The organism is Nostoc sp. CALU 546 (genome assembly GCF_048836525.1).
Map to the genome: position 1 here is coordinate 1 of NZ_JAWJTF010000067.1, position 22,037 is coordinate 22,037.

A 22,037-nucleotide genomic window follows, 5' to 3' on the forward strand; every position below is an offset into this window, starting at 1 on the left:
GGAGTTATAAGTTATACCAATTTAATGTAAAGTTGCACATATCTCGATCCCCCTAAATCCCCCTTAAAAAGGGGGACTTTGATAGATGTTTTTCCAGTTCCCCCCTTTTTAAGGGGGGCTAGGGGGGATCTAATTCTATGCAGCTTCATACAAAATTGGTATTAGGAGTTAAAAGTGAGGAGTTAGGAGTTAGGAAAACTCACAACTCATAACTCATAACTCCTCACTTTAAAATACCTCAAAATACCTCATCTTCAATACCGCGCCACCATTCCCCCAAATTCATCAAGTCTTGGTAAATATCTTCTAATTCTTTGGTGTAAACATCGTTTGTAAGGGTGGCTCGACGCTCTTGCAATTTCTTGAGGCGCAGTTGTACCAATACCCAAGGTTTAGAGATGCTATTCGTTGCTTCGATGTATTGCGCTAGTTCTTTGCTATCCATATTATCCATATATTTATATAAGAAGAATTCAGAACTCAGGAGTCAGAAAACAGGTATGAATTCTGTACGAGCGGGTCGAAAAAAATTAGAATATTCTCGCCTTAAAACTCTATCCATAGTGACTCCTGTTTTATTTTCATGTCACAACGAGGATTGGGGATTAAGTAAGAAAGATTTTCATGTGTTTTGATGTACACAGTTCATAATCCCTACTTTTTAAGATAAAGGAGTATAAGGGATAAATTTTCTGCTCCCCCATCTCCCCTATCCTCTCAACGCCCAACCAAAAACAGCCACGATATTAGTACTTTGTCAAGCTAGTTTTCAGGGTTTGTAGTAAGCACTTTAGTGCTTAGAAAATAAGGACTAAAGTCCTTACTACGAACTTGCTTACCCATCAATTTAAACTTGACAGACTACTGTCGTGACTGCTGACAGGGGTGTTAACTGATTATTTCTACTTTACATATCTGGCACAAGCCACGTAGCCGCATCGTAGCCAGATCAAAACTGGCAATTAATTAAGCCTTAGCCAAGTTTTCAGCAGCAAAGTCCCAGTTGACCAAATTTTCTAGGAAATTTTTGATGAACGCAGGACGGGCATTTCTATAATCAATGTAGTAGGCGTGTTCCCAAACATCTAAGGTTAGGAGTGCCTTCTTACCATGAGCTAGAGGGTTTTCTGCATTGGGTGTTTTGATCACCTTCAGCGTACCACCATCATCGATGAGCCAAGACCATCCACTGCCAAATTGAGTTGCAGCCGCGTTAGAGAATTCTTCTTTGAATTTGTCAAAGCTACCAAAATCTTTATCGATTTTGGCTGCGAGATCACCTGTAGGTGCGCCACCACCTTTTGGTTTCAAGGAATTCCAGAAGAAGGTGTGGTTCCAAACTTGGGCAGCATTGTTGAAGATTCCCGCTTTAGAGGAGTCTTGGAAGGAAGTTTTGATCACCTCTTCCAGAGACTTATCAGCAAGTTCTGTACCTTCAGTGAGCTTGTTGAGGTTGTCTACGTAAGCTTTGTGATGCTTGCCATAGTGATACTCGAAAGTTTCAGCTTTCATGCCATAAGGCTCTAAAGCATTAATGTCGAAGGGTAGTGGGGGCTGTACAAATGCCATTGTGTCAAATCCTCTCTTTACCGGTTTCCAGTTAAAAGCTATTGCAGAAGCTTGGGAAATTAACAGCTTTTATTTTTGGTGGTTTTATGTCTTTAATGATGGAACATAAAACTTAACATCGTTATTCTACTACCAAAGTGAATACGAAAACAAAGTACTTCGGTGATAAGTCAAATCGCTAGGGATTCATGACTATAAATAAAAAGGGCTAATATGTTCATAGAAAAAAGCCAATAATAAATTAGCATTTAGCAATTCAAGCTTTCATACTTCCACCTTTAGTAGGATTAATTGCGATGTGAGAAATCAGTCGCAAGCGAGATGAGTTAGTTATTTAAATAAATATAAAATCTGTAGTACAAATCTTGATTTGCAATAAACATAGCCAAATCATCAAATTATCGATTTTGTTTTAAAATGCAGTTTTGAGGATGGTAAGTGAATAATCACTCACCCACCACCCTTTGAAACTAAAAAACTAACAGCAAATAGCGGTGATTACTACTGAGATAAATGCTGCTGGTAATAATTAACGATTTGTGCTGTGACTTCAAAGGTGTTCAAACCGTCGGTTACAACTTCGATCGCATCGGCTGCTTTTTGCAAAGGAGAAACTTTGCGTGTACTATCTTTCCAGTCACGTTCGGCAATGTCGTGTTCTAACTGCTCTAAACTCACTTCGGGCTGACCTTGTTTGTGAAAGTCTTGCTGGCGGCGACGGGCGCGTTCACTGACAGAAGCGGTTAGGAAAATTTTCACTTCGGCGTCGGGGAAAACGTGAGTACCGATATCTCGACCTTCAGCTACTAAACCACCTCTTTTACCCCAGTTTTGCTGCTGTTTAACCAGTGCTTGACGGACAGCGCTTTGTGCCGCGATCGCAGATACAAGAGAAGTGACTTCAATGGTGCGAATTGCCTGGGTAACATCAGTACCGTCAATCCAAACCCGCACGGAAGATTGTAAATCCTGGTTAGGAGTAAGTTCGATTTTACACTGGCTAGTTAATTCAGCGATCGCACACTCATCATCAATCGCAATTCCCTTTTGCAATACTAACCAAGTGACAGCACGGTACATTGCTCCTGTATCTAAATACACTAAACCCAGGTTTGCTGCCACTTGCCGCGCCACCGTGGACTTTCCAGCACCGGCTGGGCCATCAATGGCGATAATGGGTTGACGATCGCGCAATATGATATTGTCAATCAAACGTGTAGACCCAAGACGAGCTGCGATCGCCAACATTCCTTCCTCCTCAACTTTTTCTAAAGACATCAACGTAGTCGGTTCAACCAATTCAATATATTCCACTGAGACCGTGCTGACCATTGCCACTTCTTGCTGTACCACTGCTATCAACTTGTTGCGATCGCGATCGCCTGCCCGAAACGCGGTTTCCGCTCGTCGTAAGCCGCGATATAATACCGCTGCTTCCTCTTTTGCCGTTGCAGTCAAATATTGATTACGAGAACTGAAGGCAAGACCCGACCCTTCCCGTACTGTTGGACAAGCAACAATTTCTACTGGCAAATTTAAATCAGCTACTAAGCGTTTAATAATTGCCAATTGCTGACCATCCTTTTGACCAAAGTAGGCACGGTCAGGCTGTACCAAGTTGAAAAGTTTGGTCACAATCGTAGCGACACCTTGAAAGTGACCTAGCCGAGAACGACCACACAAGCCTGTTATCATAGCAGATGGGGGGATAACTTGTGTAACTTTTGATTCTTGTATACTCTTCTGGGGAACTGCCATATCTTCCGGAGTCGGTGCGAAAATAGCATCTACCCCAGCTTGTTCGCAAAGTTGCTGGTCTTGCTCTAAAGTACGGGGGTAGCGTTGAAAATCCTCATTGGGAGCAAATTGCAGAGGATTGACAAAAATACTCACAATCACCGTAGAATTTTCTTGCCGCGCCCGTTGGATTAAGCTTAAATGACCTTGATGTAAATTCCCCATCGTTGGCACTAGACCGACTGCCGTCCGATACCAGCCAGTCATCTCATCTAGTCTCAGATCCTCAGCAACCGCAATCAGCTTGTTTTCTGAGTAGCGTTTAGTTAAATAGCAGCGTAAAGCTGCGACTGTTGTCAGCAGGCGCACAAAAATACCCCTAGTTCTTATCGATCCCTCCCCCGTTAGTTTATATCTGAAATCGAGGGAAGAGATGATTTAACTAGGGGAATTAAGTGATACGGAACTGGGATTGGGTTTAGGGGAAAGGTTATAGGTGACAGGTGATAGGGAATAATCTTTTGCCTGTAACCTGTAACCTATAACCTGTAACCTACTCGATTATTTTCCCAATACTTCAACTTGTACTGGTGCTATGCCACTGCCCATCATTCCCAAAACTCTAGCCGCGCCAGTAGACACGTCAATGATTCGACCCCGAATGAATGGGCCTCGGTCATTAATCCGCAGCACTACAGAACGACCATTGCGGGTGTTGGTTACACGGACTTTTGTACCAAAGGGTAAGCTGCGATGAGCGGCAGTCATTCCTTCAGGGTTAAATCTCTGACCGCTAGCAGTGCGATTACCAGCAAAATCATAGCCATAAAAAGAAGCTATACCTCTCAAGGTGGCTCGCACCGAGCCGGTGGCAATCTGTTGAGGCTGCTTTGGCATTGATATTGGTTGACGCACTGGCATATTCGCAATCTCTTTTAGGGGAGATGCATTACCTAATAGTCTCCGCAGACGATTGGTTGCTTGCAATGCATCTTGCGCCAGATTGTTGGTGCTATCTGCTAGTCGCGTACCTTCATTGATTTCGACCAATTCTTCGCCATTAATTTTAATTACATAGCGATCGCTATTTTGCTGGAGGGGAGCGCTTTTGTTTTGCGCTTGATTGCCAGTAGATTTTTCCCCTGCTTTCCAGCTTACGGTAATCTTACTCCCGTCCACATTTTCCCGATTCAACTGGTTGATCTTAGCTGCTATTACACCAGCTATCTGAACCGGGTCATTGTCGGCGGAACTAATCTGGTTACTCACATCTGTGACGTTGCCAGAATTCAGTGCATTTGATGAATTGCTAGCAATAAGGGCGTACCCTTGTACGCCCCTAGTATTTCCAATTTCACCAACTTTTTTCGTTTCAAGATTCGTATTTGATACAGAACTCAAAAAGGTTAAAACAGGTATATTTCTGATAAAAAGGGTTGCCGCCTTACGTCCTTTAATGTCGTGAGGATGAATTTCTGTAATCACAGCATCCAAGGTTTGTTTCCCTGCTCTGGATTGGTACTCTCCCACCTTAACCACATCAGGGGCGGGTGATTTTTGCGATGCTAGCGCATTTCCCTTGGTGGTTTGAGTGCAACCGACTGATGGGATTCCCAAAACAGTCAGAAACAGGGTAACAATAGTCCACAAATGTCTTTGATTCATGCGTCCGTTTTTGAAAGCGACTGTAGAACTTAAAAGTTTTATAACTTGCGGGATTTTTCACTAATGAAAGTGATTTCCCTTTTGAAAAACTCGAACTCGTTCCGTTTTCACTTTGTTATTCTTAACTGCAACAGACTAACACGAACCTTTTAGCTTGGGGATCAGGGTTTTAGCGTAACTATCGGCCCCTTTCTCAAATTCCAATTCCAATTTTAAGGGTGAAACCTTTCTCAAATGCGGACTTCGGCTATGTAACGTTTTTTTCGGCAAGTCAAAAATTTCTTAAAAAACTTTACGTTTATTTCACGCTAAAGTAACGATACCCCATTCACATCGGTTCTAAAGGCTCGTAACTTTCCGTGTATTCTATATCACATCTTTTGTGAAGATTTTCTATAAGAACATAATATAACTTTAATTAAATAGCATCGGCATAAATACTTAAAATCACTTATTTAATCAAATATTTAGATTTACCTATGAATAAGTCGTGATATGAGTTACATCTGAAATAACTATGTAAATTAGTTTGAGTTTAATATCTTGTTTCTAAGTTTTTTCTACTTACATTAATCATCACTTTTGTTCTCCATAACTAGACTTAGCTTAGTAATAAACATTACTTCTACGTATAGTATTGCTGAGTATAAAAAAAAGGAGGATACTCAACTTAATATTTTTCAGGATTAATAACTCAAAAGTTAAGAAAACTTCGCGATCGCTTGGACAAAGGATTTTGTGTGTATCAAAAAGCACAATCTATATTTTCTGCCTTCAGTAATTGCTCAAATATGATTTTTTAGAGCAAGCTGTTTTTGACAAAATCTTTGTAACTCTAGGGATGTACAGCTGCACCCCTACTATATATAGTGAGTATTTTGGAAATGCTATCAGCCTAATGACAAATCAAGGAGATTTAGAAATAGAACCATCGCCATTATTAGCTGTTCTCAACGATTTGCATTCCCAGTACAAGTCGTTGCGGGAGGGTGAAGTAGCGAAATACATTCCCGAACTGGCAAAGGCAAACCCAGACTCGTTCAGCATTTGCATTGTGACAGTAGATGGTCAGGTTTACAACGTTGGGGACTACGAGCAACTTTTTACAATTCAGTCAATTTCCAAGGTGTTTGCTTATGGACTGGCCTTAGAAGATCATGGACGGGATTATGTTTTGACTAGAGTTGGCGTAGAACCAACGGGGGATGCATTCAACGCGATTATTTTGGATGAGCAATCGAAGCGACCTTATAATCCAATGGTAAATGCTGGAGCGATCGCAACCACGAGCTTAATTAAAGGTTCCGGCCCCACCGAACGCCTCAACCGAATGCTAGATATGTTCCGGCGATATATTGGCCGGGACGTATTCGTTGATATTTCAGTTTTTACCTCAGAACGGAGTACAGGGCATCGGAACCGCGCAATGGCGCATCTGATGCTTAACTTTGGCATGATTGACCGAAATATTGAAGAAGCGCTGGATCTTTATTTCCAGCAGTGTGCCGTGATGGTGAATTGCCAAGACTTAGCAGTGATGGCGGCCACCCTTGCTAACAGAGGTATTAATCCCATCACCAAAGAACGGGCGGTAGATAAGCGTTACATCAAAGATATTCTAAGTGTTATGTATACCTGTGGGATGTATAACTTTGCAGGTGAGTGGGCTTACAAAATAGGGTTTCCGGCGAAAAGCGGTGTTACTGGCGGGATTATGGCAGTTGTACCCAATAAGATGGGCATTGGAGTTTTTTCGCCGTTGCTAGATGTGCGTGGTAACAGTGTCCGGGGGGTAAAAGTGTGTGAAGAACTTTCCCAACGGTTAGGTTTACATCTATTTGATTGTTCAGGTGAAGAGTGAATTGGGGATTGGGGATTGGGGATTGGGGATTGGGGATTGGGGATTAGGTTATTTCTCTAGTTGCCTTATCTGCTTGTCTCCAATCCCCAATTCAGCGATCGCCAAGAGTTTACAATTCTTCTGCTTGGGGAAGTGGGAAGACTTCACCAGCCAAGTAAGCCTCAAAGTGCTTTTGGAAGTATAACCAGGAAGTCATATCTTCTCCATCTATCAATGCTTTTGGGGCTTGTTTATATAGAGGAATACGGTTATTAATTTCGTCTTGCAGCAATGGAGGTAGTTCTGTTAAACCATTGACTTTGCTACCTACAGCACTGTAGATCAGTTGACCGGGGCGATCGCCCATTTTCATCCAGGGAAGCCATTGACCAATCCGATCCCAACTCAGTTTGAGTTGAGAAACTGAGGAGAGTGCTGGGTTGAATAAATCTGCGGTTGGCACTGTTAATTTAAATAATTCCGCTGCCTGATAAATTGGATTAGGGCTGTATTCGGCAAATTTGCGATCGTCTGCTAGGGGATTGGGGTAATAGGGAAATATATCAAAAACAAAGGTTGTGCTATCACCATCTACTTGTGCAGGGAAATTTCCCTCAAACTTTCCCTGTACTGGATTATTGGCAACGTGAATCACCGGAACTGTCTGGCCTGTCCAAGGATTCTCCCATTTGGATAAAACCTCATCTGTTTTTGGGTTGAGGTAGTAAGTTAGTTCCCTAGAAGTAAAATCCCAACTACCCTCTGCTGTGGGAATACATCGGCTAACACTCAATCCCTGCATCTTAAACAGAAGTTGTCTTTTTTCGCCGGGGATAAAGGCATAAATTTTACCTTTCCAAATCAGGAAAGTCGATTCGCTAGGGTCGAGGGAAGAACGAGTTTTAACCCAGTGCTGCGCTTCAAGTTCTTGGATTTGGGCAACCATCTAAAGCATCCTTAGTATTTGGATAACAAAAGAATAAGCTATCAGGATTCAAGTTGCATCTTTAGGATTAAGGGGAATGGCACTAAGAAAAACCCAAAAGCTTGTGTCGTCTCGTTCCCAGCCTGGAGGCTGGGAATGTATTTAAAAGAGGCTCTGCCTCAATTCAAGCTACTGGAGGCGGAGCCTCCCAGAATGGATTCCCAGCCTCCAGGCTTGTTCCAGTCAGAACAAGGGCTGTATCTTTTCTTAGTGCCATTCGGATTAAGGGAGTGGGGGAATGAAGGTGACATCCTCACCGACCTAAAGGCGCGGTGATTCTGGAGTAAGGAGTAATAAGTAATAAGTAATGAGTAACAATACCTTCGCCAATTTACGAGGATGAGATGATGATGCTTTAACCATTAACTCCCATTTCTCGCTCGGCTTGGCAAAAAAATCAGTCCTAAAAATTCCTTCTAGGTTTCCCACAAGGGTTTTTTAACGTATTGACGGCAGGATAAGGGTTTCAGATTTAAAACTACCTTTCCATTTATCGAATCGCTGTAAGACCCCCGCCTCAACGTCTCGTAGGCGGGGGATGTAAAGCGGTTAAAAACTTAGCTACTATGCGGATTGATATTGAGCGTTAGCGAAATAGAATCTGCATAGTAGCTAAGTTTTTAACAATCATGATATATTTTTTATATGCCAAAGTTAGACATAAATGCTCGTATTCGAGGCAAAACTTGATGGACAAGACTCGCAGTATCGAGCGCTTGATGAAGCAATCAGAACTGCTCGTTTTGTGCGTAATAGTTGCCTTAGATACTGGATGGACAATAAGGGCATTGGACGCTATGACCTAAATAAATTTTGCGCTGTACTTGCAGCCAGTATTGAGTTTCCTTGGGTATCGAAGCTGAACTCAATGGCAAGACAGTCCAGTGCTGAAAGAGCGTGGTCTGCGATTGCTCGGTTTTTTGATAACTGCAAAAAAGGTAAACCTGGAAAAAAGGGATTTCCAAAGTTCAAGAAGGAACAAACCCACGGTTCTGTTGAGTACAAAACCTGTGGGTGGCGACTTTCTGATGACCGCAGACACATCACTTTTAGCGATGGATTTAAAGCGGGAACTTTCAAACTCTGGGGAACTCGTGACTTGCATTTCTACCAACTTAAACACTTTAAAAGAGTGCGGGTTGTACGTCGTGCAGATGGCTATTATTGCCAATTTTGCATTGACCAAGAGCGAATAGAAAGGCGAGAGCCAACGGGTAAAACTATTGGTATTGATGTTGGTTTGAACCACTTCTACACCGATAGTAACGGGGATACAGTCGCTAATCCTAGACATCTTCGCAAGAGCGAGAAGTCTTTGAAGCGGTTGCAACGCCGGATGTCTAAGACTAAAAAAGGTTCTCAGAACAGAATTAAGTTTAGAAATAAACTTGCTCGTCTTCACCTCAAAGTAAGTCGCCAGCGTAAAGACTTTGCTGTTAAGACAGCAAGGTGCGTAGTGAAGTCTAACGACCTCGTGGCGTATGAAGATTTGATGGTGCGGAATATGGTCAAGAATCACCGCTTGGCTAAATCGATTAATGATGCTTCCTGGTCGCTGTTTCGTGAATGGGTTGAGTATTTTGGCAAGGTGTTTGGCGTAGTAACTGTTGCAGTTCCACCTCACTATACTTCGCAGAATTGCTCTAACTGTGGCGAGGTTGTCAAAAAGGCTCTTAGTACTAGAACTCATTCTTGTCCTCATTGTGGGCATACCCAAGATAGGGATTGGAACGCGGCGCGGAACATATTAGCTCATGGATTGAGTACGACAGGTCATGTCGGAATTAACGCCTCTGGAGAGACTGATCAATACTTGGGTGAGGAAACTCCTTCAAGCAAATCAACTCGTGGAAAGAGGAAACCTAAAGAGCGATCTTTGGAATCCCCACCCTCTACGAAGTAGGGTGGGGAGGATGTCAAATCTGATTTGTTCAGCAATTTTGCACCGGGAACTAACCTATTTCCACACCTTTAAGTCTTTGTCATAGTGGCGGGTCAAGCCGTCCCTATCAGTGATAGACTCACCTTTACTTGCCTTACTTCTAATCGTCTTAATGGAATAGAAGGTTAATTCAGTCATTTCTTTATGAGAAAGTCCTACACTTTTAGCTTTTTGAGTCAATATTTCTGATTGATCTTGGGATTCATTATTAGGCAACCTGTCTATAGTAATGCGAGTATTTTCAGTAGAGTTATGGGTAATTATTTTTTGATTTCTATAATCCTGCACAGTCACAAGTTGCCAACTGGAATCTTGTGCAAGTTCCAAAACCCATTGATGATAATCAAACAAGCTTTCCCGATGCCCAACACTGATAAATGTTGTTTTCGTGTCTTGTAACTGTTGATATAACCTTCCCTCATTTTGCAAATCTAAAGCACTCGTTGCTTCATCTAATATAGTAAAGCTAGGATGAGTCACTAACAGTCGTGCAAAAGCCAAGCGTTGTTGTTCTCCTATCGATAATATATTTTCCCAAGGAACTTCTGTATCAAAGCCATCGACTCGACTCAGTAAGTTTTGTAGATTGACCTGTTGCAAAACTTCTTTGAGTTCTGCATCAGTCATTTGACGACTGGTATTAGGATAGAGCAATTGTTCGCGCAAAGTTCCCAAAATTATGTAAGGACGTTGGGGTAAGAATAAGACTTCTTCTAGGGGAGGTCGCACCAAACGACCAGTCCCCGCATTCCACAAACCTGCGATCGCTCTCAACAGAGAACTTTTACCTCGACCACTAGGGCCGACAATCAATAAACCTTCTCCCGGTTGAACAGACAACGATAAATCTTCAACAATCACCTGTTCATAGTTGGGCGTTTGTAAGGTGACATTTTCAAAAGCAAGATGGTTTTCTTCTAGGATTCTAATAGTACTGACATTCTCTGGTTGTTTGGTAACAGCTTCTAAGGCATTTGAAAATTCGGCTAAACGTTCAGCGTAACTGGAAAATCTTCCAGAAGTCCCAAATTCATTGATTAATTCTGCCATAGCATTAGCAAATAGACCGGCAGCTATACTAGCTTGCCCAACTTGTCCGAAATCAATTTCATCGTTAATATATAATGGGCCAAGTACTAAAAACGGAAATATTTGGATAAGAGCCTGATATCCTCTGTTAAAAATTTCCTTACCTCTCTCCCAATTAATCTTGCGTTCAGCATTTTTAAGGAGATTACTAAATCGGCGCTGAATTATATTTAATTCTTGGTTTTCTCCTTGAAAAAAAGCTATCGATTCAGCGTGATTACGAACATGAGTTAGAGAATAATTATATTCAGCTTTAAGTTCAAGTTCCTCTTGATTAATCTTATTCAATTCTTGGGTTATGTAAATAGCAATCAAATTTCCTACGATCGTATAAGTCAGCAGAACAACTGCAATAAGTTGGGAAATTGACCAAAGAATTATTATAAAGGTCGTCATTTCTAGTACTTTTTCTAGTAAAGTAGCTGAAAAACTCAGAGCATTACTGGTAATAGGTTCAATTTCTTGGGATAGGCGTTGATCTGGGTTATCGAGATCGGATTTAAAATTTATTCTATAATAAGCACGATTGCTCAAATATTTTGATAAGATGCGATTATTTAGCCATTCATACCAATCAAGAGCGATTCTTTTTCTGAGAAATTTAGAAAATCCTACCAAGAACGTTACGCAGATTAGGCTAACGCCATAAATCGATAATGTTTGAATAAACTTAGTAGCATCTTTCTCTTCAATGATGACATTGACCAAATAATTACTAATGAAGGTATTGAAGGCAGTTACACCCACGAGCGCGATTATTAATAAGACCAGAAGAACGAGCATTGACCATGTGCGAATCACCTCTGAAAATGCTCTGCTCCCTGGCTCTGTTGGATACCAGTAAGGCCCTGCGATCGCTCTGACATTCTCCCAAAATTGATTAAAAGTCAAACGAGCATTCGTTATGGGTTGATCACGAGAAACTTTAGATTGCATACCTTCTTTACTCAATGATTATCATTATTTATTAAAAGCTGTCTTGATTTTTTCTGGATCGTTTATTTAAGTCTCCGGGATAGCTGAGGGGGACATAGCAACGATGCCTGCGGCGGGCGTAGCTAACGCAACTCCATCAACAACATCGGGTAGTTCATCTTCCACAAACCTTAAGCGGGGAAAGAAGTAGGCAATACAAGTTGCTGAAATAGTCAATATTCCCACGATCATCAATAGAAGTCCCATCCCACGACCTGTACCAACACCGATAATTTGTCCAATACTGCCTGCCAAGGAACCATCAGTAGCCATTAAGGGTTCAAAAACCTTTTCTGCCAAAGGCCCTATCGTAATATAGCCTAGAGGTAGACCTGCGGCTTCCATCGCTCCTTTGATTGAAAAGACTCTACCCTGCACATCAGGTTCTACTTTAGACTGAAAAATAGCTTGCGTTGAACTAGCAATTATTGGTCGTATCAAGAAGAATAAGAAGACGCCAACAATGAAGACAACGAGAGTAGGTTGCAAACCGGCAACGAAAAGAGACACACCGGTAAGGAGCATACAGCCGTATATTATATTTATGTTACGCTCTAGACCTCCCCAAATACCAATCAGCAAACTCCCTACCAAAACAGCAACGCCAAAGAGCGAAAGAATAGTCCCCAAAACTGTTACAGGAGCGAAAGATAATACTAAGGGTATAGTAATGACTTGAACACCTCCTACAAGGAAAATGCTAGAAGCTGAAATTATTAACACTCCTAGCAGTCCTGGTCGAGCCATTAAATAGGTCAATCCATAAGTTGTTTCTTTTAGAAAAGAACTCTCCCTGATTGCAACAACAGAAGTAGTAGCTTTAGGGAACCGAAGCAACAACAGGAGACTAACACCGAAAAATATGGTGATTAAGTGAAGCACGATAATCCCCTGGAGAGAAATTATACCTAACAAGACACCTCCTAAAGGTGGGGCTACGAGCCGTGCAGTACCGTTCATGAAACTCAACATTCCATTAGCACGACCAAGGTGCTGTTTTGGTACTAGTAGGCTGATGGAAGCGATGAAAGCGGGTATCTGAAAAGCCACGAAGATAGCACTGAAGGTATTAGCTAAGTAAATATGCCACACTTCCAATCGACCGATGATAAACAAAGCACCGATCGCTACTGTTGCTAAAGTTGCAAATAAATCGCTGAGAATCATTGTCCATCTACGATCCCACCGATCTACTAATAACCCAGCTACAGGTGCAAGTAAGATCAGAGGTAAAGTATTGGAAAGGGTAATAAGAGCAAATTGGGTAACAGAACCAGTATGTTCGTAAACCCAAACATCCAAAGCAAATGCGGTGATGCTGCTACCAATAGATGCAATTAGCTGTCCCACCCAAACAATGATAAACAGTTTCATCTCACGGAAAATAGTCAGTGGCGTTTTTTCTATACTTGCTAACACGATCAACTCCTAAGTGTATGCATATTCAAACTTTTCATCATTAGACCTCTTGCATAAGTCGAATAGACCCCCCTTAATCCCCTCTTATAAAGGGGGGAAACTTGAAATATTGCCCCCTCCCCTTCACAAGGGGAGGGTTGGGGAGGGGTGATTCAACGATTTTTGCAAGAGGTCTATTTCTTGATATTGGTGCAATAGCTTTTGCGCCTGATGATCCCAATCAAACTTTTCAACTGCTTGTTGCTGTCCAAGTTCTCCCATTGCAGTTCTGAGATTGTCATCTAAAAGCAGCCGCAGTATTGCGTTGGCTAAAGCATCCACATCCCCGCGTTCGACCAATAACCCTGTTTTCCCATCCTCTATCAGTTCAGGGAAAGCACCCCCACGGGTAGCAATAACAGGTAATCTCATTGACATTGCTTCGATAATCGGCATCCCAAATGCCTCATTCCAAACAGATGGAAAAATAAATATATCTGCTTGCTGATAATACTCAAATAGCTCGAAATGGGGAACTTTGCCCAGAAAAAAAACTGAACTGGCTGCGTTAGAAGCAATTCGTTTTTGCAATTGCTCCCGATAGCTACCTTGGTAATAAGGATGAAGATTCTGAATTTGCGGGTCTTTTCTATCAAGTGTGTACCACGGTACTAATGCGGTTTCTGAACCGACAAGTTTTAGCTGTACTTGGGGATAACGAGATACTACTTTATTAAAGGCATCAATTAAAACGTGTATACCCTTCTCTGGTGAAATTCTACCCACAAAAAGGATTTGTTTAATATCTTTTTTTTTGGCTTCTCTATTGTGATGATTAGAGACGGCGAAGTGACGAGTATCTGCACCGTTATATAAAGTTTGGCTGTTAACGTGAGGCAAGTATTTCCGAACCTGATTTTTTAGATAGTCGCTGCATCCAATTACTAAATCGACTGATTTAAGGTGCTTTTCTACGATTATTGGATCGAACAATGGGAGAAAATCACTATGTATATGTAAAACAATTTTTGCTTGGGGGTTATAGGCACGCATGAGGGGAACAAATTGAAAAACAATGTTTATATGAATTACATCACATTGCTGTGCTTGGATATCCTTGGCGACTTGTCGGTAAAATTCACAATAAAATAATTTAGATGCATAGAAAGGTCGTTGAGGATGAGATATGTTCCAGATATCAAGAAAGTTTAATGGTTCTAATATTTTATCAAGCCATGATTCGGGAATACGGCGATAGGTAATGCCATCTTCGTGATATTCTAATTCTTGATAGTGACCTTTTGAGCCATAGAATAAAACTTCATGACCAGCACGAGCTAAACGTCGTGCTAACGCGTAAGATACTAAGCGAATTCCTCCAGTTTTAGGTGGTTCTGCTAAGGTGACAGGATAATCGAAGAAGGCAATTTTCATAATTAATTAGATGTTGACTTTAGGTAAAAGTTAAATAAGTTAAGTTGTGATTTTGGTATTTAAAATTAAGATTTTTATCACTAAAAGCCGTAAAGAAAATAGCAATTTTTTTTAATAGAAAAGTTAAACATTTGTGTTTTACTGTGCAAAAATACTTGAAGATAAGTAAAGCAAGTTTGTAAGTTTTAAGTTAAGAAGTTGCTAATGAAAACTATTTGTTTACCATCCGGTCGATTGATGCCAGTTTTGGGAATGGGGACTGCGGGATTGGGTGAAGCGATCGCCCAGCGTGAGAATGAAATTGCTGCTTTGCGTCGCGGGCTTGATTTGGGGATGACGTTGATTGATACGGCAGAAATTTACGGTGAGGGTAGGGCGGAAATGTTAATTGGCGAAGCGATCGCTAATTATCGTTCATCAGTCTTTCTTGTGAGTAAGGTTGCGCCTCGCAATGCAACTGGGCAAGGCGCGATCGCAGCTTGTGAGAATAGTTTACGGCGCTTGCAGACAGATTATCTCGACCTTTATTTGCTGCATTGGCGGGGGCCTGTAACGTTATCAGAAACGTTGGCAGCATTTGAGACGCTGAAACAATCTGGCAAAATTCGAGATTATGGTGTTGGCAATTTTGATGTTGAGGATATGGAAGAAGCCAGTGCTTTACCCGGAGGTGAAGCTATTGCGACAAATCAAATCCCCTACAATTTGCAGCATCGTAATAGTGAGTGGAAGTTGTTATCCTGGTGTCGGCAAAGAGGAATCCCGATCATGGCGCATTCACCTTTGTTACAAGGTGAACTACTCAAACATCCCAAATTGCAATCAATTGCCCAACAGCGCGGCGTAACAGTTGCACAAGTGGCGATCGCTTGGTTGTTGCATCAAGAGGTGATAGTCTTTCCCAAAGCCAGCAGTATCACCCACGTTGAACAGAATCGTGCTGCCCTCGATTTGCAGTTAACAAAAGAAGAATTGAGTGCTTTAGACGTTGCTTTTCCCCCACCATCTGAATCTATTGCCCTGCTTGAAAATTGGTAATTCCTATTCCCCATTCCCCATTCCCCATTCCCCATTCCCTTTCATTTAGAACCATTAAATCTTTTTGCCAAATCTTCAGTTTTTTGTTTGTAATATTCCTTTGTGAGAATTGGGGTGTATTTAGGAGATTTGCCAGCATCTAAGCAATTTTCAATACACGCAATTTCTGTATCATCACCAGGAGAGAGAAAGAAAGCTAAAGAGTATCTTTCTGGAAGACTACGGGCATCGGCTGGCATTAGTACCCGATGTTTGGTAGCAGGGAGTTTATCGTTTGTCCATCGTTGCATGACATCTGCAATAAAGACTATCGGTGTGTTAGGAAGTGGGGGCGCAGCAATCCATTCTCCGGCATTGGTGCATACCTCTAGTCCGCCATTCTCATCCTGAAAGAGTAAGGAAAGACTGCCCCAGTCTGTATGTTCCTCGAAGCGGGCTTCTCCGGGTTGGGGAGGTTCGGATACTTCATAGTAGCGATGCAACAGTCCATAGTCGGCTTGTTGAGGATGGCGATCGCTAAAGTAAGATTCTGGTAAATTTAGAGCAATGGCGATCGCTTTGAGAATACGATTACCAGCATCATGACAAGCTGTGAATAATTGCTGCACAGCATCACGAAAGGCGGGATGGTCTGCGAGGTGTTGATGAACCTGTTGCGCCACAGTAGAATCTGTATCAACCTGTCCTGTTAAAACAGCTTCACCGAAGACGAAGGCTTCCCGAAAGTCACCATTATACTTAGTGTAAAAATATCCGAGAGCCGCGCCATCCTTCCAAGCTAGTTGTCTTTTTTCTGATTCTGGTAGCCCAAAGAAGCCATTGGCATTGGTAAAGGCTTGATCAATTGCATCTTGGGGAACACAGTTTTTTAAGTAAAAGCAGCCAACTTCTTGAATTGCCTGTAAGACTTGAGAAGCAGTAAATTTATGGAAATCAAGGATGGGAATTTGTGTTGAAATTGCAGTTTGTTGTTCGAGTTCTTTAATGAAATTCATAAATTAAAGGGTAAGGCTGTCATTTGTCATTAGTAAGGGTTTTAAGCCTATTTACGTTTCGTAATATACTTGGGTTTTTAATACCCACTTACTTAGAGTAAATTGATTAAGTTTGTAGTAAGGACTTTAGTCCTTAGAGAATGTTTTAATCGAATTATTACCCCCCTTAATCCCCCCTTATAAAGGGGGGAAACCGGAAAATCTAGTTCCCTCCCCTTTCTAAGGGGAGGGTTAGGGTGGGGTAAAAAAATATTTGATACATCAATCATGACTTTTAAAACAATCTCTTAGATTTCAGCGATAAATCGCTCACTACGAACCTCAGAAAATCATTAATGCGATGAATTACCAGACTTAACTACGTCCATATTTTGTGGCTCGGTCTTTGGTTCTTTTTAGGAGATGATCGCCTACAAATGTTGGGGGATATTTAGGAGATTCATCGTTTTTTAAGAAACTTTCTAGGCAAGTAACTTCTACTTCGTAATTAGGAATTACAAAAAAGCTAAATGAGTACCTTTCTTTTACTTTTTGGAAATCATTCGGTACTGAAACTCGATGAGGTGCGGCGCAAAACTTATCATTTGTCCATCGTGACATCATATCTGCCGGCATCACCAAAACGGTATTAGTAACAGAAGAAGTAGTAATCCACTCTCCTTGAGGTGTGTATACTTCTAGTCCTCCTCCTTGATCCTGAAATAGCAAGGTGATACTGCCTAAATCAGTGTGTTCAAAAAAGCGAGTTTGTCCTATTTTGGGAGCCTGGGAGATATTGGGATAGTAATTGAAAACTCCGGCGTGGTTTTGCTGAGAATGTAAATCGGTAAAGTAGGAATTTGGTAGTTGCAGGGCGATCGCAAATGCTTCCAACACACTCAAAGCACATTCTTGGGAAGCTTGGAAAAATTGCTGCAAAACTTGACGAAATTCTGGCGGATTTTGCGGCCATTGATTCGGGACATCCAAGGACTCTGTATAATCGTCAGCCCCGGATTTGTTTGGGTCAAATTCATTAGCAAAACTAAAGGACTCATGTAATTGTCCTGGTTGATCGCCAATAAACATTTTCTCAAAAGGTATGTAACCCCGACTACGCCCGGTTACTGCTGAGGCTACTTTTTCTTTTTCTGCTAATGGCAGTGTAAAAAATCTCTCGGCTTGGGTAAAGGCTTGGTCGATTAAAGTTTGGGAAACTCCATTTTTTAAATAGAAGCAGCCCATTTCTTCAATAGCACAAGAAATTTGGTTAGCAACTGCTGCTTTGGTATTGCTGTCACCCACAATAAAAGGGTGAAAGTCAATAATGGGTATCTGTGATGCAATAGTTGTTTGCTTTGCTAGTTCATTGATTGAGGTCATAGTTCAAACATTCCTAAAAAACTGATGATTTTTTCTTGGTAATTGATAGTATTTATCTAAAAATAGAATTGAATCTTCTGCCCCTGCCTGATTGAATAATTATTCTTCACGCATTAAATCACAAGTGCTGCATAGTGGGATTGAATTAAATTCATATTCATGTGTTCTACCAAGATAATCTTTAACAGAACCCACAATACCTGTTCCATTTACATCTATACAACAGGTGTTGATACTTCCATCCCACAAAACCACAACTCGTTTTTTAGTTTCAAAAATGCACGGCTTTTGCTTTTCTATTGTACTAGTTAAACTTCGGCGTGATGTAGTTTTAGAAGTAACTTGTCCAGCCCAATCATGCTTTTCCTGCTGATGAGGATTATAGGTATAGACGATAGACAAAGGAATAGATTTTTCCTGAAACATTTGTTGAATGCGCTCTTTCTGCCCAATCAGATGTTCCGAGAGATAAATATCGTGTATTCCTAATTCAGACAAGCGCCATGCCATTGCCTCATCAAGGAGTATACCGTTGGTGATAAAATTGCACTCAATTCCTTTGGTTTTAGCATAGGCGATAAAGTCTAATAATTCTGGGTGAAGTAGGGGTTCTCCAAAATTGTTAAGAAACAAATCTTTTTGTCCACATTCAAGTGCTAATTCAACAACATCTACAAATGTAGAAAAAGACATATTTCCTTTCGATCTACCTTGAGATGGGTGAGGACAGTAAGAACAGGTTAGATTACAAAAATTGGAGATTTCAACTTGATAAATATACATAATTTTGAACCCGTAAAATATCAACAACTATTCAATACAATCATTCATTTGTGCGTGGAGTGCATGAGTTTAGTAAGATTTGTGGTAGACGGCGCGATCGCCACCTGCAACAAAGGTGTCAATGCAGTTAGGACTCCGAGAAACCGCAGCTGGTGCAGAAGTACAATATCCACCGAGATTATCCCAATCACTCCAGGCTGAACCATCCCAACTCTTGCGGTACATTGCACCATCACAGCCAACAGTAAAGATATCTAGTTGATTTTCAGTAGTAGAAGTGGCGGTAACACCGTACTGACAATACCCTCCAAGGTTTTCCCAAGCACTCCAAGTTGAGCCATTCCAACCCTTGCGGTAGATCGCGCCATCCCCACCTAAGACAAAGGTATCAATGCGGTTTTTCCCCCAAGAAACCGCAGCTGGTGCAGAAAGACAGTATCCACCGAGATTATCCCCATCACTCCAGGTTGAACCATTCCAACGCTTGTGGTACATCCCGCCATCAATGCCAACAGTAAAAATATCTAGCCGATTTTCACCATCAGAAGCGGCGGCGACACCATAGTGGGAGTAGCCGCCAAGGTTTTCCCAACGACTCCATTTTGAACCATCCCACCATGTCCGGTAAGTGGCGCGATCGCTACCCAAAACGAAAGTGTCAATGCGGTTCGCCCCCCAAGAAACCGCAGCTGGCGAGGAAATACAATAACCACCGAGTCTTTCCCAATCGCTCCAAGTTGAGCCATCCCACCACTTATGCCACAGAGGGCCAATACTCGCGGTGAGTAAGATATCCAGGCGATTTTCTGACCAAGAAGCGGCTGTTACACCATACTGGCAGTATCCGTCTAAATTTTCCCAATCGCTGGAAAATGTTGGCATACCTTCTTTTGAGGCGGGACTCATCGCCGGAAATGGCATACCCCCAGTGGGTTGAGTCTGAGAAATTGCTGGTGTAGTTGGATAGCTTGTTGTCATCCGATTTTAGATTTTAAATTTTAGATTTTAGATTGCTCTCACGAATAAATCCGCTTGTTCTGTGATCCAATTAATTAAACTGTGCCAGCTACGCTGTACCACTTGTGGTAAACGGCGCGATCGCTACCCAACACAAAAGTGTCAACGCGGTTTGGCGCTGAGGCAACCGCAGCCGGTGCAGCAATAGAGTAGCCACCGAGATTATTCCAACCGATCCAGTTTGAGCCATCCCAGTACTTCTGGTACACAGCACCATTACGAGCAATAATGTAGATATCTAGGCGATTTTCAATTCCAGAAGCAGCCGCAACACCATACTGAGAGTAGCCACCAAGTTTTTCCCAACCAACCCAATTTGAGCCATTCCAGTAGTTTTGGTAGACGGCGCGATCGCTACCCAAGGCAAAGATGTCAATCCGGTTTAATCCCCAAGAAATGGCAGCTGGTGTTGAAATACAGTAGCCACCAAGCCTTTCCCAATCACTCCAGATTGAGCCATCCCAAAACTTTTGGTATATGGCTCCATCCCAGTTGACAATAAAAAGATCCAGCCGATGTTCTCCCCAAGCAGCAGCCGCGACACCAAACTGAGAGTAACCCCCAAGATTTAACCAATCACTCCAGGTTGAGCCATTCCAGTACTTGTAGTAGACGGAGCGATCGCCCCCAATCACAAAAGTATCAATCCGGTTCTCTCGTCTAGAAACCGCCACTGGCGCAGAAATACAGAAGCCCCCTAGCCTTTCCCAATCACTCCAGACTGAGCGATCGCACTTTTTGTAGTACATAGCGCTATCCTTACCAATGGTAAAGATATCTAACTGATTTTCTGCCCTCGAACTAGCAGCAACACCGTACTGGGAGTAACCCCCAAGATTTTCGCCATCCATCGCAAAAGTTGGCATATCTTCCGTTGAAGCAGCACCCATCATCGGGTATGGGGTTGGTGGAGGATAGGGCATACGTCGAGACGCATCTTGAGGTTCCATTTCGCCAGTTGGCATTTCGTTAGATATTTCCTCTACAGTTGTTTGGCTTATTGTCATTTGCTCTTTGATTTTTTCAAAACAATTAATTACGAATTACGTTAGCGCAGCGTTAGCGACGCAGGAGCGTCATTACGAATTACGAATTACGAATTACGAATTATCTAGAGTATCTAAAATCACCTTAGCGGCTAGTTTATGTCCCGCAGAATTCCAATGACCATCGATATCAAAGTAAAGCTTTTCTTGCTCACTATTTTTCCTAAAATCATCAGTTAGATTGACACAAGTTACATCTTGTGATTTCGCGATCTCACATAAACGCTGATACCCAATCTCTTCATTTTTGAGCAAAGCTACATTCTCAGGAAACAACTTGATGTAATCGTTGATATATGCTGATTCTTTTGAAGGTACAAGAAAAACAAACAGCTTCACTTGATTTTCTTTGGTCAAGTTAATGATGCGTGATAATGCCGCTTCTACTTTTACAGCAGCACCAGATTTCAAATAATCGCTATCTACACCAACACCTGATTCAGGTTGTGCCAGCGATAAATTAAATAGAGTTAAACCATTTTTTGCTTCTTTAGAAATAGGATTTGTGATTGATGCTTGTAAGCTTTTTTTGTTATTTTTCAAAACGAACTGGTACAAAAAAGTTTTTTCATACCAAGGCGAAAAACTTCTCTCTTTAAGCGTATCGTATATCTTTTGACCAATATCAGATGAATAATTGGTCAAATCATTAGCAACTATAGATAAGATTACCGTATTGGGTTTATATTTAGATATCCATTCATTAGACAATGTTTCATATTGTGCAAAAGAATAACCCGGAACACCTAAGTTAATTACTGGTTGCTTCAGTTCTGATTCAACAATCCTGGGAAATGTTTTTTCCTCACTGACCCATTGACCCCATGTAAATGAATCTCCAATAAAATACAAGTTAGATTGTGTGTAATCTTTACCAAGATTGCGAAATCCATAACCATCTGTATTAGCGACCTCTGCAACTTTTGCTTCCTTCCAAACAGTCTTAAAGTCTCTGAGATTAGATTTGGGCTTATAGCCTAATTGAGCATCCGGTTGAATAAATTGATAAAAAATTTGTGCCTTAGACTTTTGCGGAGCAGCAACTCCCGTACTAATGGCAAAAGTTTCAACAATCAACAGCCCAACTATAATTCCAGCCAGCATGAGCAATAAATTTTGTAGCCAAGGCTTAAATTGTGATGATGTTGTCACGTTATATTCC

18 protein-coding genes are annotated in these 22,037 nt (G+C 41.6%); 4 read left to right on the top strand and 14 right to left on the bottom strand.

The annotated features are described in order from the left end of the window. Nucleotides 1-238: 238 nt before the first annotated feature. The 4 genes from RRG12_RS27135 to RRG12_RS27150 form a co-directional block, all read right to left on the bottom strand. The gene (locus RRG12_RS27135) at nt 239-445 is read right to left on the bottom strand and encodes a hypothetical protein (RefSeq protein ID WP_069070599.1); all 207 of its coding nucleotides are present in this window, start codon (nt 443-445) and stop codon (nt 239-241) included. A 521-nt stretch (nt 446-966) separates the two neighbouring features. Then, on the bottom strand, nt 967-1,569 hold the full coding sequence (locus tag RRG12_RS27140) for a superoxide dismutase (RefSeq protein ID WP_420761297.1): 603 nt from the start codon (nt 1,567-1,569) through the stop codon (nt 967-969). A 501-nt stretch (nt 1,570-2,070) separates the two neighbouring features. Continuing rightward, on the bottom strand, nt 2,071-3,675 hold the full coding sequence (locus RRG12_RS27145; RefSeq protein ID WP_420761298.1) for a bifunctional pantoate--beta-alanine ligase/(d)CMP kinase: 1,605 nt from the start codon (nt 3,673-3,675) through the stop codon (nt 2,071-2,073). Between the two features lie 192 nt (nt 3,676-3,867). Next, complete coding sequence (locus RRG12_RS27150) at nt 3,868-4,971, bottom strand: septal ring lytic transglycosylase RlpA family protein (protein ID WP_420761299.1); 1,104 nt, start codon at nt 4,969-4,971, stop codon at nt 3,868-3,870. An 898-nt stretch (nt 4,972-5,869) separates the two neighbouring features. Between RRG12_RS27150 and glsA the strand changes: the two genes are divergently transcribed. Next, nucleotides 5,870-6,832: a glutaminase A gene (gene glsA / locus RRG12_RS27155; protein ID WP_420761300.1), complete on the top strand. Its 963-nt coding sequence runs from the start codon at nt 5,870-5,872 to the stop codon at nt 6,830-6,832. 109 nt (nt 6,833-6,941) lie between these two features. On the opposite strand, the gene RRG12_RS27160 is transcribed toward glsA, so the two are convergent. Then, the gene (locus RRG12_RS27160; RefSeq protein WP_420761301.1) at nt 6,942-7,757 is read right to left on the bottom strand and encodes a DUF1838 domain-containing protein; all 816 of its coding nucleotides are present in this window, start codon (nt 7,755-7,757) and stop codon (nt 6,942-6,944) included. A gap of 192 nt (nt 7,758-7,949) precedes the next feature. Between RRG12_RS27160 and RRG12_RS27165 the strand changes: the two genes are divergently transcribed. Together RRG12_RS27165 and RRG12_RS27170 are read left to right on the top strand one after the other, a co-directional pair. Further along, the gene (locus RRG12_RS27165; protein WP_420761302.1) at nt 7,950-8,072 is read left to right on the top strand and encodes a hypothetical protein; all 123 of its coding nucleotides are present in this window, start codon (nt 7,950-7,952) and stop codon (nt 8,070-8,072) included. Between the two features lie 388 nt (nt 8,073-8,460). After that, nucleotides 8,461-9,699 carry an RNA-guided endonuclease InsQ/TnpB family protein gene (locus RRG12_RS27170; protein WP_420761303.1) on the top strand — a complete coding sequence of 413 codons (1,239 nt, stop codon included), beginning with the start codon at nt 8,461-8,463 and terminating at the stop codon, nt 9,697-9,699. 54 nt (nt 9,700-9,753) lie between these two features. On the opposite strand, the gene RRG12_RS27175 is transcribed toward RRG12_RS27170, so the two are convergent. From RRG12_RS27175 to RRG12_RS27185, 3 genes are all read right to left on the bottom strand, one after another. Continuing rightward, nucleotides 9,754-11,763, bottom strand: a complete 2,010-nt coding sequence (locus RRG12_RS27175; protein WP_420761304.1) for an ABC transporter ATP-binding protein/permease — start codon at nt 11,761-11,763, stop codon at nt 9,754-9,756. A gap of 66 nt (nt 11,764-11,829) precedes the next feature. Continuing rightward, nucleotides 11,830-13,221 (bottom strand): MFS transporter, encoded by a 1,392-nt coding sequence (locus RRG12_RS27180; RefSeq protein ID WP_420761305.1) that lies wholly within the window; start codon nt 13,219-13,221, stop codon nt 11,830-11,832. Nucleotides 13,222-13,344: 123 nt separating this feature from the next. Next, complete coding sequence (locus tag RRG12_RS27185) at nt 13,345-14,634, bottom strand: glycosyltransferase family 4 protein (RefSeq protein WP_420761306.1); 1,290 nt, start codon at nt 14,632-14,634, stop codon at nt 13,345-13,347. A 204-nt stretch (nt 14,635-14,838) separates the two neighbouring features. On the opposite strand from RRG12_RS27185, the gene RRG12_RS27190 reads away from it, so the two are divergent. Further along, on the top strand, nt 14,839-15,672 hold the full coding sequence (locus RRG12_RS27190) for an aldo/keto reductase (RefSeq protein ID WP_420761307.1): 834 nt from the start codon (nt 14,839-14,841) through the stop codon (nt 15,670-15,672). 41 nt (nt 15,673-15,713) lie between these two features. Here RRG12_RS27190 and RRG12_RS27195 read toward each other — a convergent pair whose 3' ends face one another. The 6 genes from RRG12_RS27195 to RRG12_RS27220 form a co-directional block, all read right to left on the bottom strand. Continuing rightward, nucleotides 15,714-16,667 carry an isopenicillin N synthase family dioxygenase gene (locus RRG12_RS27195; protein WP_420761308.1) on the bottom strand — a complete coding sequence of 318 codons (954 nt, stop codon included), beginning with the start codon at nt 16,665-16,667 and terminating at the stop codon, nt 15,714-15,716. Nucleotides 16,668-17,021: 354 nt separating this feature from the next. Then, nucleotides 17,022-18,029 (bottom strand): isopenicillin N synthase family dioxygenase, encoded by a 1,008-nt coding sequence (locus RRG12_RS27200; protein ID WP_420761309.1) that lies wholly within the window; start codon nt 18,027-18,029, stop codon nt 17,022-17,024. 99 nt (nt 18,030-18,128) lie between these two features. Then, nucleotides 18,129-18,812, bottom strand: a complete 684-nt coding sequence (locus RRG12_RS27205; RefSeq protein WP_420761310.1) for a radical SAM protein — start codon at nt 18,810-18,812, stop codon at nt 18,129-18,131. Between the two features lie 69 nt (nt 18,813-18,881). Then, the gene (locus RRG12_RS27210; RefSeq protein WP_420761311.1) at nt 18,882-19,790 is read right to left on the bottom strand and encodes a hypothetical protein; all 909 of its coding nucleotides are present in this window, start codon (nt 19,788-19,790) and stop codon (nt 18,882-18,884) included. Between the two features lie 74 nt (nt 19,791-19,864). After that, nucleotides 19,865-20,836 (bottom strand): hypothetical protein, encoded by a 972-nt coding sequence (locus RRG12_RS27215; protein WP_420761312.1) that lies wholly within the window; start codon nt 20,834-20,836, stop codon nt 19,865-19,867. 93 nt (nt 20,837-20,929) lie between these two features. Beyond that, nucleotides 20,930-22,027, bottom strand: coding sequence for an SGNH/GDSL hydrolase family protein (locus RRG12_RS27220; RefSeq protein ID WP_420761313.1), 1,098 nt, complete (start codon nt 22,025-22,027; stop codon nt 20,930-20,932). Nucleotides 22,028-22,037: the final 10 nt, after the last annotated feature.

Coding starts and splice junctions, on each gene's coding strand:
- RRG12_RS27140 (WP_420761297.1), bottom strand. CDS start 1,569: ATGGCATTTGTACAGCCCCCACTACCCTTCGACATTAATGCTTTAGAG.
- RRG12_RS27195 (WP_420761308.1), bottom strand. CDS start 16,667: ATGAATTTCATTAAAGAACTCGAACAACAAACTGCAATTTCAACACAA.
- RRG12_RS27165 (WP_420761302.1), top strand. CDS start 7,950: ATGGATTCCCAGCCTCCAGGCTTGTTCCAGTCAGAACAAGGGCTGTAT.
- RRG12_RS27175 (WP_420761304.1), bottom strand. CDS start 11,763: ATGCAATCTAAAGTTTCTCGTGATCAACCCATAACGAATGCTCGTTTG.
- RRG12_RS27190 (WP_420761307.1), top strand. CDS start 14,839: ATGAAAACTATTTGTTTACCATCCGGTCGATTGATGCCAGTTTTGGGA.
- RRG12_RS27160 (WP_420761301.1), bottom strand. CDS start 7,757: ATGGTTGCCCAAATCCAAGAACTTGAAGCGCAGCACTGGGTTAAAACT.
- RRG12_RS27215 (WP_420761312.1), bottom strand. CDS start 20,836: ATGACAATAAGCCAAACAACTGTAGAGGAAATATCTAACGAAATGCCA.
- RRG12_RS27170 (WP_420761303.1), top strand. CDS start 8,461: ATGCTCGTATTCGAGGCAAAACTTGATGGACAAGACTCGCAGTATCGA.
- RRG12_RS27200 (WP_420761309.1), bottom strand. CDS start 18,029: ATGACCTCAATCAATGAACTAGCAAAGCAAACAACTATTGCATCACAG.
- RRG12_RS27135 (WP_069070599.1), bottom strand. CDS start 445: ATGGATAGCAAAGAACTAGCGCAATACATCGAAGCAACGAATAGCATC.
- glsA (WP_420761300.1), top strand. CDS start 5,870: ATGACAAATCAAGGAGATTTAGAAATAGAACCATCGCCATTATTAGCT.
- RRG12_RS27210 (WP_420761311.1), bottom strand. CDS start 19,790: ATGACAACAAGCTATCCAACTACACCAGCAATTTCTCAGACTCAACCC.
- RRG12_RS27150 (WP_420761299.1), bottom strand. CDS start 4,971: ATGAATCAAAGACATTTGTGGACTATTGTTACCCTGTTTCTGACTGTT.
- RRG12_RS27205 (WP_420761310.1), bottom strand. CDS start 18,812: ATGTATATTTATCAAGTTGAAATCTCCAATTTTTGTAATCTAACCTGT.
- RRG12_RS27185 (WP_420761306.1), bottom strand. CDS start 14,634: ATGAAAATTGCCTTCTTCGATTATCCTGTCACCTTAGCAGAACCACCT.